General features: G+C 55.9%; 18 protein-coding genes. 12 read left to right on the top strand and 6 right to left on the bottom strand.

Annotated features, from left to right (window positions below; all coding sequences use genetic code 11):
- The first annotated feature begins 20 nt into the window (after positions 1 to 20).
- The 8 genes from hisD to B4O97_RS14530 are packed head-to-tail and all read left to right on the top strand — an operon-like array spanning position 21 to position 8,513.
- A complete protein-coding gene (gene hisD, locus B4O97_RS14565) occupies positions 21 to 1,319 on the top strand; it encodes a histidinol dehydrogenase (RefSeq protein ID WP_083051906.1) in 1,299 nt (432 codons plus the stop codon).
- Positions 1,316 to 2,629 carry a bifunctional folylpolyglutamate synthase/dihydrofolate synthase gene (locus B4O97_RS14560; RefSeq protein WP_083051905.1) on the top strand — a complete coding sequence of 438 codons (1,314 nt, stop codon included), beginning with the start codon at positions 1,316 to 1,318 and terminating at the stop codon, positions 2,627 to 2,629. The genes hisD and B4O97_RS14560 overlap by 4 nt, the downstream gene beginning before the upstream one ends.
- 19 nt (positions 2,630 to 2,648) lie before the next feature.
- On the top strand, positions 2,649 to 3,728 hold the full coding sequence (gene hisC / locus B4O97_RS14555; protein ID WP_233143070.1) for a histidinol-phosphate transaminase: 1,080 nt from the start codon (positions 2,649 to 2,651) through the stop codon (positions 3,726 to 3,728).
- Positions 3,729 to 3,756: 28 nt separating this feature from the next.
- The gene (locus B4O97_RS14550) at positions 3,757 to 4,302 is read left to right on the top strand and encodes an O-acetyl-ADP-ribose deacetylase (RefSeq protein WP_083051903.1); all 546 of its coding nucleotides are present in this window, start codon (positions 3,757 to 3,759) and stop codon (positions 4,300 to 4,302) included.
- Positions 4,303 to 5,724, top strand: coding sequence for an NFACT RNA binding domain-containing protein (locus B4O97_RS14545; RefSeq protein WP_083051902.1), 1,422 nt, complete (start codon positions 4,303 to 4,305; stop codon positions 5,722 to 5,724).
- Positions 5,721 to 6,467, top strand: coding sequence for an AmmeMemoRadiSam system protein B (gene amrB, locus B4O97_RS14540; protein ID WP_083051900.1), 747 nt, complete (start codon positions 5,721 to 5,723; stop codon positions 6,465 to 6,467). The genes B4O97_RS14545 and amrB overlap by 4 nt, the downstream gene beginning before the upstream one ends.
- 16 nt (positions 6,468 to 6,483) lie before the next feature.
- On the top strand, positions 6,484 to 7,074 hold the full coding sequence (gene amrA, locus B4O97_RS14535; protein WP_083051899.1) for an AmmeMemoRadiSam system protein A: 591 nt from the start codon (positions 6,484 to 6,486) through the stop codon (positions 7,072 to 7,074).
- The gene (locus tag B4O97_RS14530; protein WP_083051897.1) at positions 7,074 to 8,513 is read left to right on the top strand and encodes a hypothetical protein; all 1,440 of its coding nucleotides are present in this window, start codon (positions 7,074 to 7,076) and stop codon (positions 8,511 to 8,513) included. The genes amrA and B4O97_RS14530 overlap by 1 nt, the downstream gene beginning before the upstream one ends.
- Here the strand turns inward: B4O97_RS14530 and miaA are convergent.
- Genes miaA through murC form a run of 5 tightly spaced genes read right to left on the bottom strand, consistent with a single transcriptional unit; the run spans position 8,450 to position 12,416 of the window.
- Positions 8,450 to 9,421 carry a tRNA (adenosine(37)-N6)-dimethylallyltransferase MiaA gene (gene miaA, locus B4O97_RS14525; protein ID WP_083051896.1) on the bottom strand — a complete coding sequence of 324 codons (972 nt, stop codon included), beginning with the start codon at positions 9,419 to 9,421 and terminating at the stop codon, positions 8,450 to 8,452. The two genes, B4O97_RS14530 and miaA, sit on opposite strands and share 64 nt — an antisense overlap.
- The gene (locus B4O97_RS14520) at positions 9,411 to 9,602 is read right to left on the bottom strand and encodes a DNA-directed RNA polymerase subunit omega (protein WP_083051894.1); all 192 of its coding nucleotides are present in this window, start codon (positions 9,600 to 9,602) and stop codon (positions 9,411 to 9,413) included. The genes miaA and B4O97_RS14520 overlap by 11 nt, the downstream gene beginning before the upstream one ends.
- A 57-nt stretch (positions 9,603 to 9,659) precedes the next feature.
- Complete coding sequence (gene cmk / locus B4O97_RS14515) at positions 9,660 to 10,199, bottom strand: (d)CMP kinase (RefSeq protein ID WP_083051893.1); 540 nt, start codon at positions 10,197 to 10,199, stop codon at positions 9,660 to 9,662.
- Positions 10,189 to 11,055, bottom strand: a complete 867-nt coding sequence (locus B4O97_RS14510; protein ID WP_083051891.1) for a YicC/YloC family endoribonuclease — start codon at positions 11,053 to 11,055, stop codon at positions 10,189 to 10,191. Before B4O97_RS14510 ends, cmk begins: the two co-directional genes overlap by 11 nt.
- Positions 11,052 to 12,416, bottom strand: a complete 1,365-nt coding sequence (gene murC / locus B4O97_RS14505) for a UDP-N-acetylmuramate--L-alanine ligase (protein WP_233143069.1) — start codon at positions 12,414 to 12,416, stop codon at positions 11,052 to 11,054. Before murC ends, B4O97_RS14510 begins: the two co-directional genes overlap by 4 nt.
- A gap of 213 nt (positions 12,417 to 12,629) precedes the next feature.
- Here murC and B4O97_RS14500 point away from each other — a divergent pair, with 213 nt between their 5' ends.
- The 4 genes from B4O97_RS14500 to B4O97_RS14485 are packed head-to-tail and all read left to right on the top strand — an operon-like array spanning position 12,630 to position 15,367.
- A complete protein-coding gene (locus tag B4O97_RS14500) occupies positions 12,630 to 13,238 on the top strand; it encodes a LemA family protein (RefSeq protein WP_083051888.1) in 609 nt (202 codons plus the stop codon).
- A 9-nt stretch (positions 13,239 to 13,247) separates the two neighbouring features.
- A complete protein-coding gene (locus B4O97_RS14495) occupies positions 13,248 to 13,925 on the top strand; it encodes a TPM domain-containing protein (protein ID WP_083051887.1) in 678 nt (225 codons plus the stop codon).
- Positions 13,922 to 14,698 carry a TPM domain-containing protein gene (locus B4O97_RS14490; protein WP_083051885.1) on the top strand — a complete coding sequence of 259 codons (777 nt, stop codon included), beginning with the start codon at positions 13,922 to 13,924 and terminating at the stop codon, positions 14,696 to 14,698. Before B4O97_RS14495 ends, B4O97_RS14490 begins: the two co-directional genes overlap by 4 nt.
- Before the next feature lie 6 nt (positions 14,699 to 14,704).
- Positions 14,705 to 15,367 (top strand): ferredoxin--NADP reductase, encoded by a 663-nt coding sequence (locus B4O97_RS14485; RefSeq protein ID WP_083051884.1) that lies wholly within the window; start codon positions 14,705 to 14,707, stop codon positions 15,365 to 15,367.
- Here the strand turns inward: B4O97_RS14485 and lipA are convergent.
- Positions 15,364 to 16,263 carry a lipoyl synthase gene (lipA, locus tag B4O97_RS14480; RefSeq protein ID WP_083051882.1) on the bottom strand — a complete coding sequence of 300 codons (900 nt, stop codon included), beginning with the start codon at positions 16,261 to 16,263 and terminating at the stop codon, positions 15,364 to 15,366. The two genes, B4O97_RS14485 and lipA, sit on opposite strands and share 4 nt — an antisense overlap.
- Positions 16,264 to 16,345: the final 82 nt, after the last annotated feature.

The following is a 16,345-nucleotide window of genomic DNA, read 5'->3' as shown; positions in this document are numbered from 1 at the left end:
AGTTACAGCCGGAGGATGGGATGGATATACCGGTACGGCGCTGGCGCGACTTAAACAATGAACAGAAAACCTCTATTCTGCAGCGATCAGAAATCAACATCAACAGTGTAATGGACCCGGTTCATGACATTATCCGGCGGATACAGGATAACGGAGACGCCGCGCTGAAGGAGCTGAGTCTCGAACTCGACAAGGTCGACCTGGACCTCCACCCCTTCCGCGTCGGGGAGCAGGAGTTTGATCAGGCCAGGGAAAACCTGGCGGACGAGGTCAAGGATGCTCTGCTCTTCTGCATCGAGAATGTCCGTTCTTATCATGAGGCCCAGCTTTCCAGGTCCATGGAGATGATGGAAATTCGGCCCGGTGTGTTTGCCGGTGAACGTGCAAGCCCCATCGACTCGGCAGCCCTCTATGTTCCCCGGGGTCGCGGGAGTTTTCCCTCCATGCTCTACATGCTCGGTGTCCCTGCCACCGTGGCAGGAGTCCCGCGGATTGCGGTTCTTACTCCGCCCAACAGGGACGGAAGCATCGATCCTGCCTGTCTCTATACCGCGGAGATCTGCGGCATAGAGGAGATTTACCGCTTCGGAGGGGCCCACGGAGTCGCCGCCATGGCCCTGGGAACAGAATCAGTAAAACCGGTTGCCAAGATTATCGGACCCGGAAGTATGTACGTGGCCGCTGCAAAGCGGCTCCTGTCCGACACCGTTGATGTGGGACTGCCGGCGGGTCCTTCGGAATCAGCAGTGCTTGCCGACGCCAAGGCGGATCCATACCTCCTTGCCATCGATCTTTTGACCGAAGCTGAGCACGGTGCCGACAGCTCTGCAGTTCTGGTATGTACCGATGAGACGGTGGCGGGCAGGGCTGCTGAACATCTTGCCGCGGAAATTGAAAAACTGCCCCAGCCCAGGAAGGATTTTGTCAGCTCCGTCTTTTCCGGCTATGGCGCTGTCATTTACGCCGACTCGATAGAGGAGGCTGCGGAGATCGTCAACCTCTATGCACCGGAACACCTGCAGGTACAGTGTCATGAACCCTTCGACGTGCTTCCCCTCATCCGGAACGCCGGGGAGATAATCCTCGGAGACAATACACCCTTTTCTGCAGCCAATTATGCAGTGGGGGCCAACGCTGTCCTGCCCACCGGCGGACGAGCCCGGACCTATTCCCCTGTTTCGGTACGGGATTTCATGAAGTACTCTTCTGTTATCTACGCCACCAAAGCCGGCAATGCCCTTCTGGCGGAACATGTTGCAGTTCTCGCTGAATACGAGGGTTTTCCCGCACACAAGAACGCGGTCCAGAAAAGAAGATGAGGGAAGCCCTTCCCGCCCCCCTCGCGGAGGCCTTCGGCTGGATAGAGGGTTTTACCAATTTCGAACGCCGTACCGCGGATAATCTGCGGCCCTTCAGGCTGGACCGCATGAGGTTCCTTGCCGGAGAGTTCGGCGATCCCCAGGAATCCTTCTCCATCATTCATGTCGCCGGTTCCAAGGGTAAAGGTTCGACCTGTGCCTTTGCGGGAAGCATATTACGGGAGGCGGGCTATCGAACCGGGGTGTACGCCTCCCCTCATGTACAAAGTTACCGTGAACGTTTCATGCTGGACGGGGAATATCTGACGGGAGAGATCCTCCTGGATACGATAAATCGCATACGCGGAGCCTTTCGGCCCGACTGGTTCGGCGACGGATCGAACCCTACGACCTTCGAGCTTCTGACGCTTACGGCCCTTCTGGCTTTTCGCGAAGCCGGCTGTCAGTGGGCAGTGCTGGAGACAGGTCTGGGGGGACGGCTGGATGCAACCAATATCGTAAATCCCGAGATTTCGGTAATCACATCCATCGAGCTTGAACATACCCGGCTCCTTGGGAACAGCATTGCCGAAGTTGCAGCAGAAAAGGGCGGGATCATTAAACAGGGGATTCCGGTACTCCTCGGCGACCTCAATCCGGAGGCCTTCCCGGTCCTCACGGAGATCGCAGATAAGCGGCACAGTCCCCTGTTCAGACTCACTGAACTTCGTGTTTCCCCGGGGGAAAATGAAACAGTAGAGTTTCAGCTTCCCGGAGGTCCCTGTATTCATGCGAGACCAGGAATTCCCGGGAGGCACCAGGGAATGAACGCCGCCCTGGCTGCCCGGGCGGTACAGCTTACGGCAGGAAAAGTGGGGAACATCCCGGCAGAAGTATATACCGGGGCCATTGAATCCACCCGGCTCCCGGGCCGCTTCGAGACCGTCAGATCCGGGGACAGGATATGGATATACGACGGTGCCCACACACCCCGTTCGGCAGAGGCCACTGCAGCCCTTTTCCGGACACGACATCCTGAAGGAGGCGTCCTTCTTTTCGCCATCGCCGAGGACAAGGATGTGGAGGGAGTTGTCGCGGCTCTGCCCGACGGGCTCTCCCGTATCGTCGTAACCAGACCCGGGACTTTCCGTGCGAGCAGACCGGATAGGGTTCACGAGCTGGTATCCCGGAATTTCCCGGGGACCGAACTGATCCCAGACACGGAAGAAGCGGTACGCCGGGTACAGGAGCTGGCATCTCCGCATGAGCCGATCCTGGTGATGGGGTCCTTCTATTTAATCGGTGCGGTCAAGGAAGTGCAGGATTTTTGAGCACAGCAGAGGAGATATCATGTATTCAAGAAAAGTGCGGGCCCTTACTCCCTATGTTCCGGGAGAACAGCCCCAGAACAGACAGTATATAAAGCTGAACACCAACGAGAACCCTTTTCCCCCGGCCCCGGGGGTGGATGAGCTTCTGCACAGCTTTGATGCATCCCGTCTGAGACTCTATCCGGACCCGGACTCGACACGCCTGAGGGAAGCCTTCGCCAAGCGCTTCGGCCTGGGAAAGGAAAACATCTTCTGCGGCAACGGTTCGGACGAAGTCCTCGCCCATCTTTTTTACGCCTTCTTTGACGAAGAGTATGGTCCTGTCCTTTTTCCTGACGTAAGCTACAGCTTTTATCCGGTCTTCTGTTCCTTTCACGGACTTTCGTACAGGGAGGTCCCCCTGGGGGAGGATTTTTCTGTGGATACCGGGCTCTTCAGGAAAATCGCCGCCGAATCCGATTACAGCGGGATAATCCTGGCAAACCCCAATGCCCCCACGGGAATCGCTGTTACAAGAAGCGAGATTATCACTCTGCTTGAATCAACCAGGCAGGACCGTCTGATAGCCGTGGACGAGGCATACGTGGACTTTGGCGGAGAAAGCGTGGTCGACCTTGTAAATACCTATCCGAATCTGCTTGTAGTCGGTACCCTCTCCAAAAGCTATTCCCTGGCCGGGCTGCGACTGGGCTACGCCGCCGGTCATCCGGATCTGATAGAAGCACTGACCAGAACCAAGGACGCCTTCAACTCCTACCCCGTATCCCGTCTGGGACAGGAGATTGCCGTTGCGGCCCTGGAGGATACCGGCTATTTTGAAAAATGCCGGGACGAGCTGATTGCCGTCAGGGAATGGACCGCGGCAAAACTGACGGATGCGGGCTGGCGGGTACTTCCATCAAAGGCCAATTTCCTTTTTGCCGCTCCCTCTTTTACCACTGCAAAAAAACTGTATGCTATATTGAAAGACAGGGGATTCCTGGTCCGGTTCTTTTCCAAGCCCCGCACCAGGGATTTTCTGCGTATCAGTATAGGTTCCGGAAAAGACATGGAGAGCTTTATCCATGAGCTTTCCTGTATTACAAATGGGGAACTCTAAAAACGCAGATCGAGCAGGAGGATAAGGGATGGAGACAACTGAAGAGAGGATAGAGATCATTCAGGGCGACATTACCACACTCCAGGTGGATGCGATTGTCAACGCAGCCAACTCAAGTCTCATGGGCGGAGGCGGAGTAGATGGGGCCATCCACCGCGCAGGAGGCGCGGCGATCCTGGCAGCTTGCCGGGAAATCCGGCAGAAGGAGTACCCCCACGGCATGCCGGTGGGGAAGGCGGTACTGAGCACCGCAGGAAACCTTCCTTCAAAATACGTCATTCATACCGTGGGTCCCCGCTGGGGCGGAGACGATGAGGTCGCCCGGAAACAGCTTGCCGAGGCCTACCTGAACAGTCTCAACATCGCCAGGGAAAAGCGCTGCAGGAGCGTCGCCTTTCCCGCCATCTCAACCGGGGTTTACGGCTTTCCGAAGGAGCAGGCTGCTCCGATCGCCTATACAACGGTGGCAGATTTTCTGCGGGAGAATGACCTTCCCAAAAAAGTAATCTTTGTCTTTTTCTCCGCCGCTGATCTTGAGACCTTCCGCTCCTGCGCCGGGATTATCGGCGAATAAATGTCCCTCAACTGGCGCGAGATCGATCAAATCCTCACGGAACTCGAGCTCTCCGGGGGCTTTATTCAGAACATCATTCAGCCCGATTATTCCTCTCTGGTGCTTGAACTGTTCAAGCCTGGAAAAGGTCCCCGGGGCCGTCTTGGACTCTATATCTCCCTGAAACAGGGAAAAACCCGGCTTCACAGAATTACGGGCAAGGTAAAACGTCAGATCAAACTGCAGCGCTTTTCCCAGCTGCTGAGGTCCAGAATAAAAGGCTGCAGAATCCTTGACGCCCGTCAGGTGCCCGGCCAGCGCCTGGTGGAGATTCAGATTCTTCAGGGAGACGAAACCCTCAGTCTGTGGCTCCGTCTCTGGGGAAACGCGGGAAACATAATCCTCTGTCGGGAGACAGGAGAGATCATCGACGCCTTTTACCGGCGTCCTGCACGGGGAGAGGTATCGGGAGGCAGCTTTCTTCCCTGGCAGGAAGAGTACCAGGAACCGGATGCACGTTTTTCCCTCGAGGACTATTCCGGGCACAGGGATTACAACTCCCTGGTTGAAGAACTCTACACACGACAGGAAACCGAAGAGGCCTTCAGGCAGAAAAGAAACGAGCTCCTGAACCGATGGCGGCGCTACAGCAGCTCCCTGCGGGGGCGGCTGAATGGACTCGAAGCCGCCGCAGCACGGGAGGAGAACCTTCCCGGCGAAGAATCCACCGGGGACCTTATTCTGGCGAACCTGCATAGGATAAAGCCCGGGGACCGCTGGCTCGAGGCGGAGGACTTCAGCGGGAAAAAAACCCTTCAGATTCCCCTTGATCCCGCCCTGTCTCCCCAGGAGAACGCCCAGAGATACTTCAATCTGAGGAAAAAGGAAGAACGCCGGCGGAAACGGGCGCTGGAAGAGATTAATGATATACGCCGGGAAGCCGATCAGGCAGAGCACTTTGTCGATACCTGCGAAAAGGCCAGGGAGCTTGCCGACCTTGAAGGAATCCCCGGGCCTCCGGAAAAACGGAGCAGAAAGCCGGCAGAAGAAAGCAGCCGCCCCGGAGCATATTTCTTTTCCCGGGAATGGCAGATCATTGCCGGGCGTAATGCCCGGGAGAGCGACAAGCTGCTCAGGGAATGGGCCAGGGGCAACGATTACTGGGTCCATGCCAGGGATTATCCCGGGGGGCACATCTTCCTTCGGGGACCGAAGGGCAAGAGCCCTCCCCTGGAGGTTCTGCTGGACGCCGGAAACCTGGCGCTCCATTACAGCAAGGCCCGTCGTGGCGGTGGAGGAGACTGCTACTATACCCAGGTAAAATACCTGCGTCGCCCCCGGGAGGGAAAGACCGGGACGGTCCTCCCGACCCAGGAGAAAAATCTCGCCATCAGCATGGATGAAGACCGGCTCCGCCGTCTTCTGGAAGGCCATGACTCATGATGGATTATCCCCTCTCCGCCGCAGAGGACGGTATTCGCCCCCTGCTCTCCGACGGCCATTTTTTTCCCCGGGACAGGACGGATTTCTCCGCCCTTATGACTGAACGCAGGGCCGCCCTCCCTCCGGCTGAGCCTGTACGTGCTGCCGCCGCCATGGTTCCCCATGGCGGGCTGGACTATGCAGGTTCCGGCCTGGCCTGGGCGCTTCAACAGCTTCCTCTTTCTTCCGTGAAGGCGGTAGTCATCATGGCCCTGGTACACAGGGAAGAAGAAGAGAGCATCTGGCTGCCCGACTATTCGGGATTTCACACCCCCTTCGGCGTGCTTCCTGTTCCCCGGGAAAAACTTGACGAGCTTGCCGGCATGGGATCTGCCTTTCGTCCTGGGAGAATCCCCTTTGAAGAAGAACCCTGTTTCGATCTGATCCTGAGTGCCCTGGGGAATCTCGGTTTTTCCGGTAGAGTCCTTCCGGTGCTCTTCGGCTCTGAAAACGAATCTCTTCTGGATCCCGGACTGAAGCTCCTGGAAAACCTGGGAGGGGATTATTTTCCCATGGTCAGCGCGAATTTTCCGGAAGATCATGAAAACGGAACAATCCATGGGGAAAGGGGAAGAATTTTGCTGAAGCTCCTGAATATGCACTTTCACGCTTCCCCGGGCAGGTGGTATCATGGGGAAGGACCACAGTACTCCGCTGCCCTCTGGCTTGAATCGCCTGGCACCGGGGTGGAAAAAACGGAATAAGCAGGGGTGAGATTTCATGCAGACCTTTACCGATCTGTCAGAAGAAGAACAAAGAGCTCTCCTTTCGCTTGCCCGATGGACAATAGGCCGGGAACTCGGTCTTTCTGTTCCGGCAGACTTCTTCAGCAGCTTTGCCTCCTTCAGCAAGGAACATCCTGTTCTCTGGCAGAAAACGGGGGCCTTTGTTACCTTAAGAAAGGCAGGAGATCTCCGTGGCTGCATCGGCAACATGACAAGCCGCAGCGCTCTGCATGAGACGATTGCATCCATGGCTCTTTCCAGCGCCTTTCGGGACCCCCGCTTTTCTCCCCTTTCAAAAGAGGAGTTCCAGGAAATCAGCATAGAGATATCGGTGTTGTCTCCCCTTGTGCAGGTCGATTCCCTAAAGGAGCTTGAACCCGGAACCCACGGCCTGTATTTAACCAGAGGATACAGAAGCGGGGTCCTGCTTCCCCAGGTGGCCACCGAACAGGGATGGAACCGCGAGGAGTTTGCCCTGCATACCTGCCGCAAGGCGGGACTTCCTCCAGAAGCCCTGGAAGACCCTGAAACCAGAATGGAAATATTTACCGCCAGTATCTTTTCAGAAGAGGACTTTCAGCCCTGATGAACAGCATAATAGACCGGATCGACTCCACCAGAATTGAACTTCGACGCGAGGGCAGACACTACACGGGAATAAAGATAAGCCCCGGAAGTCGGCCGGATATCTGGAACCTGCGTTCAGGGAACACCCCGGATACGGCCTGGATATACAGGAACGGCAGGCTTGACGAATGGCCGGTGGAGGGATACATCGAAAACCAGGGACGCTACTGTATCGGACCCCGTTTTGAAGGGACACGTCTCTCCAGGATCATTGCCGACGGCAAGCTCGATCTGCCATGCCTGAGAAAGGTCCTTGCAGCCCATGAACTGATTTTCAGTTCGAAAAAAGAACCTGAACACTTCGACGCCTCCTCGGTCTTTCTGCTCGACGACGGAGGGGTTATGGTTCTCTCCCCCTCCATGGCGGAAAAACAGCGGGGCTGCTTCAGGGAAGAAGAACTGCTGCAGGTTTACGAAGCCTTCAGGCATCCCGATATCAGGGGAACCCGGTCAGCTGCTTATTCCTTTGCCCTTCTTGCCTGCATTGCCCTGACGGGACGTCATCCTTTTGTTGCCGGACCTTCATTGGCCGTGTCCGACATCGGAGAACTCAGGGAGCGTATGCGCAGGGCTGAGTTTGTATCCCTCCGCCTGATAAAGCCGGAGTTATACCGGGAGACAGTGGAATACATCGACAAGATCCTCGATGGAAGCGCAGATAATCCGGATTTATCCCGGCTGCATGATCTCCTGAAAAAAGTGGAGACGGAAGCCGCTCCCGCGTTATCGAAGGCAGATCTACTGCGTATACGAAGCCTTGCACGTCGCAGGGAGAAGCTTATTCACAGGCGTGGCATTCTGCGTAGATTCTTCCACCGCTACAGGATTCCCCTCACAATTGCCGGGATCCTTGTTGTCGCCGGAACCCTGCTGACTGCCAACCTTCTGCAGAAAGCCTCTGTCCCGCCTCCCACCCGGGGGCTGAACCCTGAACAGGTGGTACGTCTTTTTTACGAGAGCATGAACCGCCTGGACCATGATACCATGGACGCCTGTACTACCGACGGCGCCGGCAGCCGTTATATTGAATCGGCCGTCAGACTCACGGTAATTACCAGGGTAACAAAGGCCTATTCCGTCGGAGGTCCGCCGCCCTTTTTATCTGCCCAGGAGTGGATCGATTCGGGACTCCCTCCCCTGAAACGGGGACAGTTCGTATTCGGTGCCGCGGATATTTCCATCCGTCAAATGGCAGAGGCAGAGTTCCTGGTCACCTGTATCTTCGCCCAGCCCGCAGGCGGGGACCCGGAAGACGTGGAGGAGAGCATCAGGATAGACGTAAGCGAGCATACGGAGAGGGTCAGGCTTCGACGGGATAAGGAGGATTATCATATCTATTCGCTGGAAACCGAAGAGATCCGGGAAATCGACTCTTTCCGGGAGTTGAAAAACGAATAGATCCTGGAGATGATCTCTTCCCCTTCTTCAGGATTCATCCAGATCGTTCCGGGGAGGGTCCGGAAAAAGGTGAGCTGCCGTTTGGCATATCTGCGGCTCGCAGTCTGGATCCGGGGCAGCGGCTCCTCTTCCCCTTCGAAGAACTCGCGGTAACCGATGGCTTTCATGCCGGGGTCCCCCGGACCATATCCTGCCTGCTTCAGGGACGCCACTTCCATGGGAAGCCCCGCAGCGAACATCTCTTCCACACGCCTGTCGATTCGCCGGTACAGTTCTTCCCGGGGTCTTGTAAGACCTATAATCAGGGGATCAAGCCCCTCCCGCAGCTTTTCAGGAAGCCTGAAGGACGACAGGGGACGCCCACTGCTCATGTAGACCTCCAGGGCACGCTGTATACGGTAGGCATCGCTGGCATCTATCCTTTCGGCGGAGACGGGATCAACCCGGTGCAGCATCTCCCTCAAGGGCTCGAGTCCCTCTCTCTGCACCCTCGCCGCCAGTTCCGCCCGTATGTGCGGATCCGATGAAGGGGCCTCGGGCAGCCCGTAGAGAAAATGCTTGAAGTAGTAGGCCGTTCCTCCCGAGATAACAGGCAGTCTGCCCCTTTTCAGGATATCCAGCACAGCTTCGTCGGCCAGGCGGATAAAATCACCCAGGTGAAACTGCTCCCCGGGATTCCGGATATCGATGAGATGATGGGGAATATGCTCACGAAAAGCCCTGTCCGGTTTGGCGGTCCCGATATCCATACCGCGGTAGACCTGCATGGAGTCGGCGCTTATTACCTCGAAGTATTCAACCGGAAGGTTCCGGATAAGATCGGTCTTGCCGACCCCGGTGGGACCAAAAAGAAGAACCACCGGAAGTACCGGTGGTTCATGATGCCGCAAAGCTGATTTACTCTTCAAGCCTGTATTGCACGGTCCGTGTAAGGACCTGTTTGATCGCCGTGGATACAACCTTACCGCCGTCCTCTTCGAGCTCCTCGTCTCCGGTAATGGTAACCTGTACAGCCCGGCGAATGGCGGCGCAGGTCATTTCGTATACGTTGTCCGTGTTGTCCACCAGTAGGTCCAATGGAATTATCATCTAAACCGCCTTACTCTGTATATTGCATGGAATTATAGCAGAAAATGTCCCTGAGACTCAATCCCTGCCGAGATTACGGTACTGTTGAACTATCTGTCCGGCAACCTCGTACTGGTCCGACACGGAGGTGTCGATAATGAGATCGGCAAAACGGTAATCGTCGTTATTATAACCGTAAATTCTTTTATAGCGCTCATGATCCCGCTGGTCCCGGGCGACGGTTTTTTCCATAACCTCGATGTGTGTTCCTCCCTCACGGGATGCGATGCGTTCGGCCCGTATTTCCAGGGAGGCGTCGAGAAAAACTGTCAGGTCCGCTTCCTCCTTCAAAAGCCAGATAGCGAGGCGGGAACCCAGAACACAGTTACCCTCCCTGGCGAGTTCGACCTGCCTGTGGTCGAGTCTGAGATCGTAGGCATCGTCCTTTTCGGCCAGAGCACAGAGCTCGTCGAAGGAGATATCCATCTCCCTGGCCATGGTCCGGAAGGTATAGTTCACCACACGAAAGCCCAGCTTTTCGGCCACCAGATGAGTGACGGTGGTATTACCGCAGCCGCTCTTTCCTGATATGGCAATAATTCCTCTTCTATTCGACATTTCTCAGTTGCTCCCGTATATTTTCAAGGGCGTCCTTCATGGAAACGACGCCGCTGCTGATATCGTACTGAACACTTTTTGATCCGATGGTATTTATTTCCCGGTGTATCTCCTGGGCCAGAAAATCAAGTTTTTTTCCCACGGCATCCTCGGATTCCGCAATGCTGCTGAAACTCTTCAGGTGTCCTTTAAGGCGTACAAGCTCTTCGTTGATGGAGTATTTGACCATCAGGGATGCGATTTCCGTCAGAACCCTGCTCTCCTCCACCTGGTCTCCCACGACCTCCTGGAATTTTCCCCGCACGGTTTCCGTAAAGTAGCTTTCCAGGTCGTCTTTTAAAACCTCCACCCCTGAAAGAGCCTCCCGGATAATTTCGATATGCCGGAGAATATCCTGTTTTGTCGCACTCCCCTCCTTTTTACGGGTGAGGGAAAAATCATTAAAGGCCCGGCTCAAAAGCGGCTGAATTGCATCCCAGTAACGCTCGAGGTCGCGGCTCCGGGTACTTTTCAGAATACCCTCCATTCCCAGCAGATGATCAAGGCGCAGGGGTTCCGTTATTCCCGTCTGTTCGGCAAGCCGCCGCAGGATTTCCGCATACTCGGAAGCCACTGACTGGTCCAGGTGAACCTTCAGTTCCTCTTCCAGCTCCCGCAGACGTATATACACCTCGACTCTTCCCCGTCGGACCCGGGAGCTGATGAACTCCCGCAGCCGAGGTTCCAGAGGATTCAAAAAAGGCGGAAGATTGATCTGAATGTCCAGGTAGCGGTTGTTAACCGACTTTATCTCCACCGAGAGATAGAGCTTCTCGGTTTCCTCCTCGCAGTAGCCGTAACCCGTCATGCTGATCATGCTGACCTTCCTTTCCGTCGTTTATAGAGTTCGTGACTTACCAGCCAGTTGTTTCCCGCTCCCATGCTGATGAAAAGGTCTCCCGGAGAGAGCAAAGAATCCAGCTCTTCCAGGGAGTCCGCCGGTTCAGGATAGTAGCGTACGGAGGGGTGGTTCTCCGCGGTTTTCCGGTAAAGCTGTTCTCCGCTCACTCCCCCGGAATCCTCCCGGGCAGAGGCGTAAATATCGTGGAGAACCAGTTCATCCGCATCGCCGAAGGCTGCGGCAAATCCGTCGAAAAGGGCTGCCGTACGGGAATAGGTGTGGGACATGAAATCCACTACCAGGCGCCGGTGGGGATAGAACTCCCGCAGTCCCCGGAGGGTGGTGCGTATTGCCGTGGGATGATGGGCGTAGTCGTCCATGAAGAGTATCCCTCCGGCCTCGCCGACTATCTCGCTGCGCCTGCGGCTTCCCCGGAATTCTTCGCAGCCAGAAAGCAGTTTCTGCCTGTCCAGACTCAGTCCCAGATCCGCCCCCATGACAGTTACAAGGGCAGCGGCGGCGGCGGCATTCAGAACGCTGTGGCGGCCGGGGATGCGGAGCCGGAGAGGCTTACTGAAACCGGCCAGTTCTGCAACAAGCCGCTCTCCCTCCACCCGGTAATTTTGAATACCATATTCGCCGTCCGCGGAAAAACCGTAGGGTATCAGGCGAAGGTCGGCACGAAGGATGCGCATTTTTCCGGCCAGTTCCGAGGCCCCGGCATCGTCCGCACAGTAGATAAGAGTCCCGTTTTCAGGCAGCTTCAGGGCGTACTCGGTAAAGGCGTCGAATATGTCGCCGTAATCCCTGAAATAATCCAGGTGGTCCGGTTCTATACTGGTTACAATCAGCCAGCGGGGAGAAATGTTCAGAAAGTGCCGACGGTATTCGCATGTCTCGGCAATGAGACCCTTGTCTCCCAGGAAGAGGCAGGAGCGCCCGTCGAAGTTTGAAACCCCCGACCCGACAATCACTCCCACGGGAAGGCCCGCGGCCTGAGCCATGGAACCCGCCAGGGCAGTGGTCGTGGTTTTACCGTGGACCCCGGCCACCGCGCCGGTGGGCTGTCCCCGGGAGATCATCCCCAAAGCCTGGGGATAGCTCATTCCCGGGATGCCCCTCCGGGAGGCTTCCGCCAGTTCCGGGTTGTTGTCCGCGTCATAGGCGGCGGAATAGAAAAGATAGTCGATATGGGAGGGAAGATTCCCGCTTTTGAAGGGCGTATGCACGGGTATTTCAAGAGACTTCAGGATCTCATCGGTATAGAAGACCTCCTGTACATCCGAGCCCTCCACATTGGCCCCTGCATGCCGACAGTATTCTGCCAGTGCGCACATTCCGGTACCCTTGATACCGATACAATACACCTGTGGTCCGGAACTGAAATCGATCATTGCCGGATATAATAGATGAGGGTTCCATTTTTTACAAGGAGTTTCAGAAATACCTCCAGGTAAAAGCCGGGGTGGTGGACGATGGAACGTCTCCTTTGTATTATAGTGTGATACATACAGAAAAATGGTGTCCGCAGCACCGGGCCGGGAGGTTCAATGAGCAAGGGATTACGTACGGGACTTATAGTCCTGGGTGTTATTTTCGTTCTCCTTTTTTTAATGTACAGCAGTTTCCGGAGTACCTACAACTCCATGGTAAGCATGGATGAATCCGTCAAGGCTGCCTGGGCGCAGGTGGAGAACCAGTACCAGCGCCGCTACGATCTGATTCCCAATCTGGTGGAGACAGTCAAGGGTTTTGCAAATCAGGAGCAGGAGACCCTCACCGCCGTTACCGAGGCCAGGAGCAGAGCCGGCGGAGTTATGCAGATGGATGAGTCCCTGCTGGAGGATCCGGAAGCCTTTGCACGTTTTCAGGAGGCCCAGGCGGGACTTGGTTCCGCCCTTCAGCGCCTCTTGATGATTACCGAGAACTATCCCGATCTGAAGTCAAACCAGAACTTTCTGGCTCTGCAGGATCAGCTGGAAGGTACGGAGAATCGCATAGCCGTGGAACGACAGCGCTTCAACGAGACTGCACGAAGCTATAACACCTACATCAGGCAGTTTCCACGGGTAATCATTGCCAACATGATGGGTTTCCGGGAAAAGGCCTATTTTTCCGCAACCGAGGGAGCATCCAGCGCACCGCAGGTATCCTTTTAGGAAATACATATGAAACCACTATTATCTGAAAACGACAGCCGGCGTATCGCCGCAGCTGTCGCGGAGGCAGAAAAAAAAAGCGGCGGAGAAATAGCCACCGCCGTAATCGCCGAGAGTGACGACTACGGGTTCCGGGAGCTGGTCTTCGCGCTCATCGTCGGCTTTATTGTCTTTACCGCTGCGGCACTTATGGACAGCAGAATGGAGGCCTTTTTTTCCGCCCTGTACTGGGATTTCAATCCCGGGCTGCTGCCTTTTATTTACAGCTGGATTGCCCTGTTCTCCGGCGCCCTTGCCTATTTTCTGGCCCAGATACCTGGAGTTGACAGGCTGATCATACCGAAAAAAGCGATGGCCGCAGCGGTCCAGGCCCGGGCCCGGCGACACTTTATGGAAGCAGGCGTCCATGATACCCTGGACCACACGGGTATCCTTATTTTTGTCTCCCTGCTGGAACGCCGGGTCGAACTGATTGCCGACCGGGGGATAAACGAGAAGGTCGATCCGGAAACCTGGACGAGCATTGTGAACGGAATGATCAGCAAAATCTCCGCAGGAAAGATTGCCGATGCCATTGTTGAAGCGGTAAAGGAGTGCGGAGATATTCTCGCCCAGAAGGTCGAAAGGCGGCAGAAGGATACAAACGAACTGGGAAACGCCCCGGAAGAACTGGAGAGCGGATCGTGAAGATAAGAAAAGGTACAGTAACGGTCCTGATATCCCTGTTTCTCCTGCTATTCAGTCTCCCGCTTCTGTCCCTGGAGGTACCGCCTCTTACAGGACGGGTAAACGATCAGGCGGGAATCCTCTCCGCCAGGGCCGAAGAGGAGATATCCGCCTATCTTGAAGCGGTGGAAAAACAGGCGGGTCCACAGATCGCCGTCCTGACGCTTCCGGGTCTTGAAGGAGAATCCCTGGAGGCTTACTCCATCCGGGTTACCGACCAGTGGAAGCTGGGAAACGCCGACCGGGACGACGGGGTGCTGCTTCTGGTTGCCATGAAGGAGAAAAAGATCCGTATCGAGACAGGCTACGGCCTTGAGGGCAGCCTGACAGACATCAAGAGCGGCTTTATTATCCGGGAGATAATTCAGCCCCGATTCCGGGCCGGCGATTTTGACGGGGGGATTCTGAAGGCGGTGCAGGCCATCGGAGGAATTGTAAGCGGCGAAGCGGATATATCTCCCCAGGCGCTGGCCGCCTCGCAACGGGAACAATCGAGAAGCGAAGAAGGCGCGGCTTTTAACTTTTTTGCCTTCGCCGTGATCATTTTTCTCAGCATGATCTTCCGGCGCCGCAGAATGGGCGGTTCCTTCGGCAGCGCCCTGTTCTGGGGGGCCCTGCTTGGCAGCGCAGGCAGCCGCGGCAGAAGCGGCTACTCCCGTGGTGGCTTCGGCGGGGGCGGGTTCTCCGGCGGCGGTGGAGGTTTCGGAGGCGGAGGGGCCTCCGGGGGCTGGTAGGATCCTGTGCTGTGCCCGGTAATCGCCAGGGAGTATTTCGGCAACGAAGTCTATGCTTTACATTTTTCCCTGGAAGCATTTTCCTTCAGACCCGGTCAGTACATAATGGCCGGGCCCGCAGGCATGGGTCATCTGAGGGAATACTCCCTTGCATCGGCACCCGGATCAGGGGAAGGACGCATCCTCTTCCGACGCATCCCTCAAGGTCTGGTTACCCCGGTGCTGGCGGAGCTGAAAGCGGGGGACTCTCTCGAAATCCGGGGACCCTTCGGGGACTTTCTTCTGCCTGAAGCAGGCCGGAAGGGAAGAATACTCTTCGCCGCCACGGGCACCGGAATAGCTCCCTTTACTTCCCTTGTGCACATCTCATCAGAACCGGAGAAACAACCCGATTATACCCTGCTCCATGGGGTCCGCTTTGCTATGGAAGATTACCTGCACGGGGATTTTAGCTCCGGAAGACTGATTCTCTGTGTCAGCAGGGGGGATGCACCTTCAGGTACATTTTCCGGCAGGGTAACCGGATACCTTCGGGCAAATCCGGACTTTTTAAACAGTTTCGATACAATCTATGCCTGTGGAAACAGCGACATGATCTACGAACTTTTCAGTCTTGCCCGGAAAACAGGATTTCGGCGGGAACAGTTGAAGGCGGAAATTTATTTCTAAGCCCTTTCCCTCAGGAGCCGCTGTCGTATAAGCTGATACTGGTCGCCGGCGTGGTAGCTCGAACGTACCATGGGGCCTGATTCGCAGTGCAGAAAACCCCGATGCAGGGCGGCGTTTTTCAGTTCGTCGAACTCCTCCGGTTCCCAGTACCGGACCACCGGCAGATTAGTACGCCCAGGCTGAAGGTACTGCCCGAGGTTGATGATCTCCACCCCCACCGCCCGGAGGTCGTCCATGGTCTGCAGTACCTCATGCTTTTCTTCCCCGAGACCCAGCATCAGACTCGACTTGGTGAGCTTCTGAGGATCAATCTCCTTTACCATTCGCAGAAAACCCAGAGAACGGTCGTAGTCAGATCTTGACCGCACCCCGGAGGTCAGGCGTCGAACCGTCTCGAGGTTGTGGCTCATGATCTCCGGTTCCGCATCCATCATGATTTCAAGGCTCTTTTTATCCCCCATCAGATCGGAGGAGAGCACCTCCACGCTGCAATCCGGCGATAGTTCATGAACCTTACGTACCGTGGCAGCCATGACAGCTGCTCCTCCGTCATCAAGATCGTCCCGGTTTACCATGGTAATGACCGCGTGGGCGGCTCCCATCTCGCTTATGGTGCGGGCCACCCTCAGGGGTTCCGCCAGATCCACTTCTCCGGGAATTCCGGTTTTTACCGCACAAAACCGGCAGCGCCGTGTACAGGTGTCCCCCAGGATCATAAAGGTGGCAGTTCGGTGTTCTCCCCAGCACTCGTGGATGTTGGGACAGCGGGCTTCTTCGCAGACCGTTGTGAGGCTGCGCTCTCCCACCCTCTTTTTTATCGTATTGAAATCCCTGTTGGTAAGAAGACTCATGCGGATCCAGGCAGGTTTTCGGGTGTAATTAAAACTACGCTTCATAGGTGCTTAAAATACTGCTCGACCCCGGTTTTGGCAACTTTATCTTGACCAGACAGGAGACAACTACTATCTTTATATAGTG

It is taken from the genome of Marispirochaeta aestuarii, assembly GCF_002087085.1.
GTDB classification, from domain to species: Bacteria; Spirochaetota; Spirochaetia; order JC444; family Marispirochaetaceae; genus Marispirochaeta; species Marispirochaeta aestuarii.
Note: the sequence above shows the minus strand (reverse complement) of the source record. Positions and strands in the feature narration are given on the sequence as shown.

Coding starts and splice junctions, on each gene's coding strand:
- B4O97_RS14510 (WP_083051891.1), bottom strand. CDS start 11,055: ATGATCAGCATGACGGGTTACGGCTACTGCGAGGAGGAAACCGAGAAG.
- B4O97_RS14545 (WP_083051902.1), top strand. CDS start 4,303: ATGTCCCTCAACTGGCGCGAGATCGATCAAATCCTCACGGAACTCGAG.
- hisC (WP_233143070.1), top strand. CDS start 2,649: ATGTATTCAAGAAAAGTGCGGGCCCTTACTCCCTATGTTCCGGGAGAA.
- B4O97_RS14500 (WP_083051888.1), top strand. CDS start 12,630: ATGAGCAAGGGATTACGTACGGGACTTATAGTCCTGGGTGTTATTTTC.
- amrA (WP_083051899.1), top strand. CDS start 6,484: ATGCAGACCTTTACCGATCTGTCAGAAGAAGAACAAAGAGCTCTCCTT.
- murC (WP_233143069.1), bottom strand. CDS start 12,416: ATGTGCGCACTGGCAGAATACTGTCGGCATGCAGGGGCCAATGTGGAG.
- B4O97_RS14495 (WP_083051887.1), top strand. CDS start 13,248: ATGAAACCACTATTATCTGAAAACGACAGCCGGCGTATCGCCGCAGCT.
- lipA (WP_083051882.1), bottom strand. CDS start 16,263: ATGAAGCGTAGTTTTAATTACACCCGAAAACCTGCCTGGATCCGCATG.
- cmk (WP_083051893.1), bottom strand. CDS start 10,199: ATGTCGAATAGAAGAGGAATTATTGCCATATCAGGAAAGAGCGGCTGC.
- B4O97_RS14530 (WP_083051897.1), top strand. CDS start 7,074: ATGAACAGCATAATAGACCGGATCGACTCCACCAGAATTGAACTTCGA.
- amrB (WP_083051900.1), top strand. CDS start 5,721: ATGATGGATTATCCCCTCTCCGCCGCAGAGGACGGTATTCGCCCCCTG.
- B4O97_RS14520 (WP_083051894.1), bottom strand. CDS start 9,602: ATGATAATTCCATTGGACCTACTGGTGGACAACACGGACAACGTATAC.
- B4O97_RS14560 (WP_083051905.1), top strand. CDS start 1,316: ATGAGGGAAGCCCTTCCCGCCCCCCTCGCGGAGGCCTTCGGCTGGATA.
- hisD (WP_083051906.1), top strand. CDS start 21: ATGGATATACCGGTACGGCGCTGGCGCGACTTAAACAATGAACAGAAA.
- B4O97_RS14550 (WP_083051903.1), top strand. CDS start 3,757: ATGGAGACAACTGAAGAGAGGATAGAGATCATTCAGGGCGACATTACC.